Source organism: Pseudoxanthomonas sp. z9 (assembly GCF_006542425.1).
Lineage (GTDB): Bacteria > Pseudomonadota > Gammaproteobacteria > Xanthomonadales > Xanthomonadaceae > Pseudoxanthomonas_A.
Genome location: NZ_VFID01000009.1, coordinates 135384 through 144039, shown reverse-complemented (window position 1 = coordinate 144039; position 8656 = coordinate 135384). Strand labels below are relative to the sequence as shown.

Here is an 8656-nt window from a genome sequence, read left to right as displayed (position 1 = left end):
GGCGACCCGTTGACGCCGTGAGGGCGACGCGCCGCGCGTCCACGTCGCCGCCGTCGCGACGAGCGGCTAGGATGGCGACAATACAAAGCGGGGGATGCGCGCGGAATGTCCAGGTTGCCATTGGGGTTGTGGTGTTCGTTTGGTCTTTTCCTGGCCAGTCCGCTTGCCGCGCAGCCGGCTTCGGCCCCGACGCCGGCAACGGCACCCGCTTCGGCGCCGCTCTCCACGCAGGACTATCCCGGCACGCTGCGACTCGACGTCGACGCCAGTGACATCGACCGGCGCATCCAGCGGGTGCGCGAGCGCATCCCGGTCGCAGCGGGACCGCTGACCCTGTGGTATCCGAAATGGATTCCCGGCAACCACGCGCCGACCGGACCGATCAACCAGATCGCCGGGCTGGTCATCACCGGCAACGGCCAGCGCATCGCTTGGCGCCGCGATCCCGGCGACATGTATGCCTTCCATCTCGACGTACCGGCGGGGGTGACGGAGATCGAGATCGCATTCCAGTACCTGTCGCCGACCTCTTCCGCGCAGGGCCGGGTCGCGATGACCCCGCAGATGCTGTCGCTGCAATGGCATCGCGTACTGTTGTATCCGGCGGGCCATGACGCGCGCCGCATCCGCGTCGCCCCGACCCTGCGCCTGCCGGCGGGCTGGGAGTCGGCGACCGCGCTGGCGGTGGAAGGACGGGATGGTGCCGCACAGCGCTACGCGCCCACCGATCTGCTGACCCTGATCGATTCGCCGGTCTACGCCGGCCAGCACTTCCGCCGCTTCGACCTGGATACCGGCGCCACGCCGGTCCGCCTCAACGCGATGGCCGACACCAGCGCGCAACTGGACGCCTCGCCGGCGATGCTGCAGGCACACCGCGCGCTGGTGACCCAGGCCGACCGGGTGTTCGGTCCGCGTCCGTTCGCGCATTACGACTTCCTGCTGGCGCTGTCGGACAGCTTCAGCGGCATCGGCCTGGAGCATCGCCAGTCCAGCGAGAACGGCACCTACGCCGACTACCTGCGCGGCGATGCGGCCTTCATCGACAACGACCTGCTGCCGCACGAATACGTGCACGCCTGGAGCGGCAAGTTCCGCCGCCCGGAGACCACGTGGGCGCCGCACTACAACAGCGCCATCGACAACTCGTTGCTGTGGGTCTACGAGGGACAGACCCAGTACTGGGCGGTGGTGCTGGCCGCGCGCGCCGGCCTGTGGACACCCGAACAGGCGCGCGCGGTGCTGGCGAACACGCTGGCGACCGCGGCCACCCAGCCGGGCCGCGACTGGCGCGATCTGCAGGACACCGTGCACCAGGGCATCGTCGACTACAACGATGCGCCGCAGGCCTGGTCCAGCTGGCAGCGCGGCTACGACTTCTATTCGGAAGGCTCGCTGCTGTGGCTGGCGGTGGACGCGCGCCTGCGCGAACAGTCGCGCGGCCGTCGCAGCCTGGACGACTTCGCCCGCCGCTTCCACGCCGGCGCCAGCGCCGACGCGCCGATTTCGCTGTACGGCTTCGACGACGTGGTGCGGGTACTCGACGAAGTGCAGCCCGGCGACTGGCGCGGCTTCCTGCGCGAGCGCCTGGATGGGCAGGGCGCGGCCTCGCCGCTCGACGGGCTGGAGCGCGCTGGCTGGCGGCTGGCCTACACCGGCGAAGCAAACCCGGCCATCACCGATGCGGAGGGCGCCGGTGGCAACGACGACTTTCGCTTCTCGATCGGTTTGAAGGTCGGCTCCGACGGTGTAATCCAGGAGGCGATCTGGAACTCGCCCGCCTTTACCGCCGGACTTGCGAAGGACATGACGGTGATCGCGGTGGACGGGCTGGCCTACACCGGCGAGCGCCTCAAGCGCGCCATCGTCGCCGCCAAGGCATCGCCGCGGCCCATCGAACTGCTGGTGCGCCAGGGCGAGCAGTACCGCAGCGTCCGCATCGATTACCGCGACGGCCTGCGTTATCCACACTTGCAGCGCATCCCCGGCGCCGAGGACCGGCTGTCGAAGATCCTGGCGCCGCGTTGATACCCGCTTTCCTGTAGGAGCGACGTCAGTCGCGACCATGCGCTTGCCGGCGAGGCGATTCTACGGTCGCGACTGACGTCGCTCCTACAAGAACCCGCGGCAGGTAGCGGCAGGTGATACCCGGCGTGGCGTGTGGCGTGCATGCCATGGTTCCCGCTGGTGCGCCAGGGCGAGCAGTACCGCAGCGTCCGCATCGACTACCGCGACGGTCTGCGCTACCCGCACCTGCAGCGCATCCCCGGCGCCGAGGACCGGCTGTCGAAGATCCTGGCGCCGCGTTGATACCCGCTTTCCTGTAGGAGCGACGTCAGTCGCGACCATGCGCTTGCCGGCGAGGCGATTCTACGGTCGCGACTGACGTCGCTCCTACAAGAACCCGCGGCAGGTAGCGGCAGGTAATACCCGGCGTGGCGCGTGGCGTGCATGCCATGGTTCCCGCTTGCCGTCCGGCCCGCCCTCGCGCAGGCTGGCAGCCCCGGAACAGAACCACACGCACCATGGATCAGGACATCACTCCCGCCATTCCGCTGCGCATCCTCGGAACAGGGGAATATGTCCCGTCGCGGCGCGTGCCGTCGGAGAATTTCGATCAACGCTGGGGCAAGCCGGCCGGATGGACCCGTCGCCACGTTGGCATTGATTGCCGGTACTTCGCCGACGCCGGGGAGACGGCGTCGTTCATGGCCGCGCGCGCCGCGCACGAAGCCCTGCGCCGTGCGGGCCTGGAAGCTGGCGTCATGGACGCGATCATCAGCGTGGGCAGCGTGCCCGAACAGGCGATCCCCTGCACTGCCGCGCTGGTGCAGCGCCAGCTGGGCCTGTCGGCCAGCACGATTCCGGCATTCGACGTCAATGCGACCTGCCTGGGCTTCCTGGTGGCGCTGGATCTGGTCGCCGGCGCGTTCGCCACCGGACGCTTCCGACGCGTGTTGCTGGTGGCGGGCGAGGTGGCCTCGGCAGGCCTCGACTGGAACGATACCGACACCGCCGCGCTGTTCGGCGACGGCGCGGCCGCGGTGGTGCTGGAGGGTGGCCCGCAGACGAGCGATTCCCGTCTGCTGGCCACGCACATGGAAACCCATAGCGAGGGCGCCGGATTCTGCCAGGTGCGTGCGGGTGGCACCCGGGTCCGCCTGGATGATGGCGTGGACGCGTATGCCGAGGCGTCGAAGTTCGAGATGTCGGGCAAGGCCACCTATCGCCTGGCGGCGCAGCGCTTGCCGGACTTCATGCGGCGATTGTTCGCGCGCGCGGGCATCCCGATGGAGGAACTGCGCAAACTGGTGCCGCACCAGGCCAGCGCCAAGGCGCTGGATCATCTGGAAGTGGCGCTGCGGCTGCCGCCCGGCGCGCTGGTGCGCATCCTTGCTGACCACGGCAACCAGATGGCCGCGTCCATACCGCTGGCGCTGCATCACGCGATCGATCGCGGCGAGCTGCGGCAGGGCGACCGATTCGCGATGGTGGGCTCCGGCGCCGGCCTGTCCTTCGCCGGCGCGGTGCTGCGGCTGTGAGCACGCATCGCGTCCTGGTGACCGGCGCCAGCGGCTTCATCGGCCGTCACGTGGCGCATGGGCTGGCCGGGCGTGGCCAGGAGGTGATCGCGAGCGGACGCGACGCCGCCCGGCTCGATGCGAACCGCGACAGCGCCCGCCGCATCCAGTGCGCGGATCTGGCCGCCGATCCGCTTGAACCGATGCTGGACGGCTGCGATACCGTCGTCCACTGCGCGGCACTGTCGGCGCCGTGGGGATCGCGCGTTGAGTTCGAGCGCGCCAACGTACTGGCGACCCGACGCCTGCTTGATGCGGCATGCCGCAGCGGCGTGCGCCGCTTCATCCATCTCGGCTCGCCGAGCATCTACTTCCGCTTCCGGGATCAGTATGACGTCGGTGAAGCCTTCGTCCCGCCACGGCGCTGGATCACCGAATACGCACGCAGCAAGTGGGCGTCCGAGGACTGCGTGCGCGAGGCCAGCGATGGCCCCCTGCAGACACTGATCCTGCGTCCGCGCGCGGTGTTCGGCGAAGGCGACCGGGCGATCCTGCCGCGCCTGCTGGCGGTCGCGGAGCGTGGCTGGTTTCCGCTGGTGGACGGAGGCGAGGCACTGATCGATGTGACCCGCGTCGACAACCTGAGTGGCCTGATCGTCGATTGCGTCGAGCGCGGCTGGAGCGGCTCCGGGCAGGCCTACAACGTGACCAACGGCGAACCGCTGCGGGTGAGGGATCTGCTGTCGGCGCTGTTCTCGCGCATGGGCCGGCGGGTCCGTTGGGTGTCCGTGCCGCGCGGTCCCGCGCTGGCGGCGGCCTGGCTCGCCGAACAGGTGGCGCTGCGGCGCCCGGGGCAGCCGGAGCCGAAGCTGACCCGGTATGGCCTGGGCGTGGTCGGCTACGCGCAGACGCTGGACATCCGGCGCGCACGCGAGGAACTGGGCTACCGTCCGACGCCGGGCATCGCCGCCGGATTGGAGGCTTTCGCGAATGCCTGGAGCGACCATGACCGCGCTTGAGTGGCGTCTCTATGAAGCGGGCCACTGCACGCATCCGGAGCGGGCCACCCGCCGGGACGGACCGCTGCGGGCGTGCGAGTTCCCGGCGCTGGTCGCGCTGCTGCGGCACCCCGCGCACGGCTGGATCCTGTTCGACACCGGTTATTCCGAACATTTCATGGCGGCCACGCAGGCGTTTCCCGAACGCCTGTACCGCTGGGTCACGCCGGTGCGCCTGCAACCGCGCCAGACGCTGCGCGAACAGTTGCTATGCGACGGCATCGGCGTGGACGACATCGGCTGGATCCTGCTTTCGCACCTGCACGCGGATCACATCGGTGGTCTCGCCGACTTTCCGCATGCGCGGGTGGCGATGTCACGCGAGGCCTGGCGCGACCTGCACGCCCGCTCGCGCCTGGGCGCGCTGCGGGTGGGGTTGGTGCCGGCCCTGCTCGGCGCGCGCGACGCGGCGACGCTGCACTGGTTCGAGGACCGTCCGGCGCGCGCGTTGGAGGGTTCGCTGTCCGACTTCGGCAGCGCCCATGATCTGTTCGGCGATGGCAGCGTGCGGCTGATCCCGTTGCCGGGACACGCGGCCGGCCACTACGGGATCTGGTTCGAGGATGGGTCGGGGCCGGTGTTCCTGGTCGGCGACGCCGCGTGGTCGACCCAGGCGATCCGCGACAACGTCCCGCCGCCGGGCGTGGTCACCGATTGGCTGGGTGACACGCCGGTCTATCGGCGCACGCTGGCGCATCTGCACGCGCTGCATGCCGCCGAACCACGGCTCCGCATCGTCCCGTCGCATTGCCGTGAATGGCGACCCGCGCGGACGGGGACGCCCGCATGAAGCCCGGCGTGCTGATTCTCGGTGGGCGCGCGCCAGTCGCGCTGGATCACGCGCGGCGCTTCGCCATGCGGGGCTGGCGCGTGCATGTCGCCGACAGCATTCCGTGCCGGCTGTCGGGCTGGTCGCGATCGGTGACCGCGACCCACGCGCTGCGATCCCCGCGCCGGGATCCGGATGGATTCGCCGCCGATCTCGACGCCATCGCCGCCAGCCACCGCATCGATCTGCTGTTGCCCACCTGCGAGGAAGCCTTCCACCTGTCGCACGTGCGCGGACGCCTGCCGAAGGAACTGCAGGTGGCGGTGGATGATTTCGACAAGCTGCGCGCCCTGCACAGCAAATGGGAATTCCTCGGTCTCGCCCGCCGTCACGGGATGGACGTTCCCGACAGTGCGAGGGTGCACTCGCTGGACGAGGCGCGCGCCTGGGCAGGCGGACGCGGGCTGGTGATGAAGCCCGAATTCTCCCGTTTCGGGGTTCATGTCCGCCTGCATCCACAGGGTCTGCCCGCCGCCACGCCGCCGTTGCCGGTCCAGGGTCCGTGGGTGGCGCAGGCCTACCTGCACGGGCGGGAGCTGTGCTCCTACGGCATCGCCCACGGCGGCGAACTGCTGGCGCACGCGGTCTACCATCCGGGCTGGCGCTTGCGGCGCAGTTCCAGCTACTACTTCGCGGGCGAGGATCATCCGCGCCTGCGCGACGCCGCCGCGGCGCTGGTGCGCGGCATCCACTACAGCGGGCAGATCTCCTTCGACTGGATCCTCGGCGAGGATGGTCGCTACCGGGTGCTGGAATGCAATCCGCGCGCGACCAGCGGCCTGCACCTGTTCACGCCCGACGAGGATCTGCCGGCGGCACTGCGCGGCGAAGGGCCGCTGCGCGAGCCGGCGCCGGGCAGCGCGCGGATGATCGCGGCGCTGATGCGTACCGCCGGCTGGTGGACGGCGGTGCGACAAGGACGCCTGGAGACCTGGCGGCGGGACTGGCATCGCGCCCGCGACGTCATCGCACTGCCCGGCGACCGGCTGCCGGCAATCGGATCAATCGGCGATCTGGGATCGTACGCGCGGCTGGCGCTGGGCCAGCGCTGCAACCTGCGCGAGGCGGCGACCCGCGACATCGAATGGGACGGCGAACCACTGGAGCGGGGTGAACGGTGAGTGCGACGCCACGCGATCCGGATCGTTTCGCAGAACGCGCGCAGGCCTTCGCCGCGCTGCATGCCGGCGCGCGCGTGGACCGGTTCGTGCGCAATCTGTCGGCCCGCATCGAGACCCTCGAAACCGGCGCCGGGCTCCTGCCGGCGACGGTGCACGATGCCGAACCCGAAAGCGCCTGGGTCTGTTCGCCGCGCACGACCTACGTGGACTGCGCGGGCGAGGAAAGCGAACGCTACCTGCCACGATGGGCGGCGCATGCGCTGCGGCCGGTGCTGGCGGGCACCGGCGCCCTGGTGGCGCGTGCAGGCCTGGATCGCGCGGTCAGCGTGAACAACTGGCTGCTGTCGACCAATCTGTACCCTGTGGTGGAATCGGTCGATGTGCCGGCGCTGCTGCGGCAGGCCGTGGATCGCTGGCCGGACCACGCGATCTGGTTCCGTTCGCTCAACGAGGTCGACGACGCCGGCTGGCTGGCGGCGCTGGAGCGCGCGGGTTGCCGGCTGGTGGCGAGCCGCCAGGTCTACCTGTACGAGGATCTGGACGCGGCCGTGGCCCGCCATCGCGATCTGCGGCGGGATCTGAAGGGACTGGTGCGAACCGCGTTGACCCCCTGCGGCGATGCCGACATCACCGACGCCGACTACGCGCGGATCGCCGAGCTGTACACCCTGCTCTACCTCGGCAAGTACTCGCGCTTCAGTCCGGCGTACACGGCGGAATTCATGCGTGCCTGGCACGCGGCGGGACTGCTCGAGTTCGAGGGCTTCCGCGGCGGGGACGGACAGCTGCTGACGGTGCTGGGCCTGTTCCGCCACGCCGGCATCGCGACCGCGCCGATCGTCGGTTACGACACGGCCCTGCCACCGAAGCTCGGGCTCTACCGGCTGGCGACCGCCTGCGCCTACCGCGCCTGTCGCCGCCGCGGCTGGCGATTGAACTTCAGCGCCGGCGCCAGCGAGTTCAAGCGCTTCCGTGGCGGTGTGCCCGCGATCGAGTACAGCGCGGTGATGGCGGCGCATCTGCCGCGTGCGCGCCGCGCGGCGATTGGACTGCTGGCGCAGGCCACCCGCCGGATCGGTGTGCCCCTGCTGCGGAGGTATCGCCTGTGAGCGACTGGCATCCCGCGCTCAACGCGCATTGGTACGCGGTCGCGCGCGCCGCCGCGATCGGCCACGGGCCATACGCGGTGTCGTTGCTGGGCACCCACCTGGCGCTGGCGCGGTTGGCGGACGGGCGCTGGGTCGCGCTGGAGGACCGCTGTCCGCACCGGCATGCCCCGCTGTCGGCGGGACGGGTCGCGGGCGATCGCATTGTCTGTCCGTACCACGGCTGGTCCTTCGACGCGGGCGGTCAACTGCGCGAGGTCCCGGGGCTGCCGGCGTCCATGCCGCCACCGCCGGCCTGCGTGCGGACCTTCCCGGCGCGCGAAATCGATGGCTTCGTGTGGGTCCGTCCCGGCCACATTGGCGAAGCGATACCGAACGCATTGATACGGGAAACGGATCCGTCTTCCCGGCGCTTCCAGTGGCAGACCCGCTGGCCGGCTGGCGTGGTCGACGCGATGGAGAATTTCCTGGATCCGATGCATACCCATTTCGTGCATGCCGGGCTGGTGCGACGCGAGGGGGCGCGGATGCCGGTCACCGCGGTGATGCGGACGACGCCGGACGGATTCCGCGTCGACTACCAGGGCGGCGGCGCGCAGTCCGGCCTGCTGTATCGGCTGTTCGAGTCGCGCCGCGTGGCCGAGCGCGCGCACTACGCCGCGCCCGGCAGCACGCGGCTGGAATACGTCTACGCGAACGGCAGCCGGGTGATGATCGATCTGCACTTCACCCCGCACTCGGCGGAAGAAACCGACGTGTTCGTCGCGCTCCATGTAGAGGGGCGACGCGCGCCGGCCTGGCTGGTGCGCCTGCTGGTGTGGCCGCTGCTCAAGCGGGTGAACGACCAGGACGCGCGCATGTTGCGCCTGCAGCGCGACAACAAGCGCCGCTTCGGCGAGCGGCGTGGCGCGTCCACCCCGCTGGATCTGGTGCGTGGGACGCTGGAACGGTTCTGGGCCGGCGAGGGGCTGCCCGCATCACCGGAAGAGCGCGTGGTCGAATTGCGGATATGACGCCCGAT

Annotated in this window: 8 protein-coding genes; all 8 read left to right on the top strand. The window is 70.3% G+C overall.

The features are described 5' to 3' along the window. Nucleotides 1–105 precede the first annotated feature (105 nt). The 8 genes from FG323_RS11530 (at nt 106) to FG323_RS11500 (ending at nt 8648) form a co-directional block, all read left to right on the top strand. A complete protein-coding gene (locus tag FG323_RS11530; protein WP_141454810.1) occupies nt 106–2028 on the top strand; it encodes a M61 family metallopeptidase in 1923 nt (640 codons plus the stop codon). A 141-nt stretch (nt 2029–2169) separates the two neighbouring features. Then, nucleotides 2170–2310: a hypothetical protein gene (locus FG323_RS19700; protein WP_181444191.1), complete on the top strand. Its 141-nt coding sequence runs from the start codon at nt 2170–2172 to the stop codon at nt 2308–2310. Nucleotides 2311–2525: 215 nt separating this feature from the next. Next, the gene (locus tag FG323_RS11525) at nt 2526–3542 is read left to right on the top strand and encodes a 3-oxoacyl-[acyl-carrier-protein] synthase III C-terminal domain-containing protein (RefSeq protein WP_141454808.1); all 1017 of its coding nucleotides are present in this window, start codon (nt 2526–2528) and stop codon (nt 3540–3542) included. Beyond that, complete coding sequence (locus tag FG323_RS11520; protein ID WP_141454806.1) at nt 3539–4540, top strand: NAD(P)-dependent oxidoreductase; 1002 nt, start codon at nt 3539–3541, stop codon at nt 4538–4540. Before FG323_RS11525 ends, FG323_RS11520 begins: the two co-directional genes overlap by 4 nt. Continuing rightward, entirely contained in the window at nt 4527–5369 is an 843-nt protein-coding gene (locus FG323_RS11515; RefSeq protein ID WP_181444190.1) for an MBL fold metallo-hydrolase, read from the top strand. Before FG323_RS11520 ends, FG323_RS11515 begins: the two co-directional genes overlap by 14 nt. After that, on the top strand, nt 5336–6529 hold the full coding sequence (locus tag FG323_RS11510) for an ATP-grasp domain-containing protein (RefSeq protein ID WP_255470160.1): 1194 nt from the start codon (nt 5336–5338) through the stop codon (nt 6527–6529). The genes FG323_RS11515 and FG323_RS11510 overlap by 34 nt, the downstream gene beginning before the upstream one ends. Continuing rightward, on the top strand, nt 6526–7638 hold the full coding sequence (locus FG323_RS11505) for a GNAT family N-acetyltransferase (protein WP_141454802.1): 1113 nt from the start codon (nt 6526–6528) through the stop codon (nt 7636–7638). Before FG323_RS11510 ends, FG323_RS11505 begins: the two co-directional genes overlap by 4 nt. Continuing rightward, nucleotides 7635–8648: an aromatic ring-hydroxylating dioxygenase subunit alpha gene (locus FG323_RS11500; RefSeq protein ID WP_141454801.1), complete on the top strand. Its 1014-nt coding sequence runs from the start codon at nt 7635–7637 to the stop codon at nt 8646–8648. The genes FG323_RS11505 and FG323_RS11500 overlap by 4 nt, the downstream gene beginning before the upstream one ends. Nucleotides 8649–8656: the final 8 nt, after the last annotated feature.